Annotated in this window: 2 protein-coding genes; one reads left to right on the top strand and one right to left on the bottom strand. The window is 55.3% G+C overall.

From position 1 onward, the window contains the following. The first annotated feature begins 333 nt into the window (after positions 1-333). Positions 334-756 (top strand): DUF4395 domain-containing protein, encoded by a 423-nt coding sequence (locus tag H7C19_RS33510; protein ID WP_185673437.1) that lies wholly within the window; start codon positions 334-336, stop codon positions 754-756. A 40-nt stretch (positions 757-796) separates the two neighbouring features. Here H7C19_RS33510 and H7C19_RS33505 read toward each other — a convergent pair whose 3' ends face one another. After that, a complete protein-coding gene (locus tag H7C19_RS33505; protein ID WP_185673436.1) occupies positions 797-1,141 on the bottom strand; it encodes an ArsR/SmtB family transcription factor in 345 nt (114 codons plus the stop codon). Positions 1,142-1,492: the final 351 nt, after the last annotated feature.

Here is a 1,492-nt window from a genome sequence, read left to right as displayed (position 1 = left end):
CAGTTTTCAAGGAGCAATCGCTTGGCTCGAAAGCCTTCGCTTCTGCGTCGCTTTCGGAGCCGACAGCAGTTAATATTATCAGCTTCACCGGAGCTTGTCAACCATCTTTTTTAACATCCAGATCGTCTTCTTCACCGGCGCCCTTTCCTCTCGGAGGGGCGAGATCTAATATACCAATTCGACAAGAGGATTGCAACAGGTAATAAATGACATCCTCGTCCCCCTCTTGTTCATATTATAGAAGAAAGGAACTCCCGCATCTACCCGTTGACTTCATAAAGCCGATCAGTTAAGTTGGTTTTGAAACGTATTTATCCTTTGGAGGCGTTGCGCATGCGCGAGATTCCGATGTCTTATATTAAGTCCAATCAGGCCGGCATCGTCCTGTTCGTCGTTCTCTCTATCCTCTTGTCCCAACCCTGGTTACTGGCTGCGCTCTGGGCGATCCAGGTCGCCGGGGTGCTGACCCAAGGGCGCGGGAACTTATTCGTCCTGATCGCCAAGCCGTTCCTGAAGCCGCAAGGCAAAGAGACGCAGGCCGCCGAGCTTACTCGCTTCAACAATACGCTGGCCGTGCTGTTCCTGACGTTGTCGCTGCTCGGATTCGCGATCGGTTGGAGCGTCGCGGGCTACGTATTCTCGGCGATGCTGATAGCCGCCGCCGGCGCTGCGCTGCTCGGCTACTGCATCGGCTGCACGATTTACTATCAATACAAGCAGTTCAAAGCCCGCCGCAAAATCAAAATGTCCCGATAGACGCCGACCAGTTCCCGTTAGACGCGACAACCCCCGATCCTCACCGGTCGGGGGTTGTCTTCGTTTCGTCTTCCGCCATCGCCTTCGTTACGGCTCCCAGCAGCCCCGGGAACCTGCCTTCCAAATCTCCCTTCCTCAGCGTGACGAAACGCTGCGTCCCCGCCAACCGCGTGCGCGTAATGCCGGATTCCCGCAGCACCTTCAGATGGTGGGACAGCGTAGACTTAGGCACGCCCATATCCAACTCTCCGCAAGAAAGCTCAAGATCCGTCTCGGCGTCTTCGGACAGCTGACTCACCAGTTTCAAGCGGATCGGGTCGCTCAGCGCATACAGCACCGCAGGCAGCTGGATGTCCTTCGTTTCGGGATGATATAGGGTTCTCATGTCCTTATTGTGAATCAAGAATTGACGAAGTTCAATTGTTCGAATATTATCGAACCCTCCCAAGCGCCGCCAAGTTCGATCGCGCCCCCCGTCGAACGACGGCCGTAATCCCTTATCGTATAGGTGTGCCCTCGCCAGTCTAACGGACTAATAACCGGATCATTTTAAACAACCCCGAACGCCGCCTACCCTGCGGATTCGGGGCCTTCCTTTTGACAGGAGCCGTTTTCGTCCAGCCAGCGATTGCGGCGGTCGGAGCACGCGCCATCATCTCGCACGGGTAAATGTACCGTTGGAAGACCCTATATAAAGATCCCCGTCCAGCACGGTCAGCAGCCCGTAAGCCTGCTG

It is taken from the genome of Cohnella nanjingensis (assembly GCF_014212125.1).
GTDB classification, from domain to species: domain Bacteria; phylum Bacillota; class Bacilli; order Paenibacillales; family Paenibacillaceae; genus Cohnella; species Cohnella nanjingensis.
Note: the sequence above shows the minus strand (reverse complement) of the source record. Positions and strands in the feature narration are given on the sequence as shown.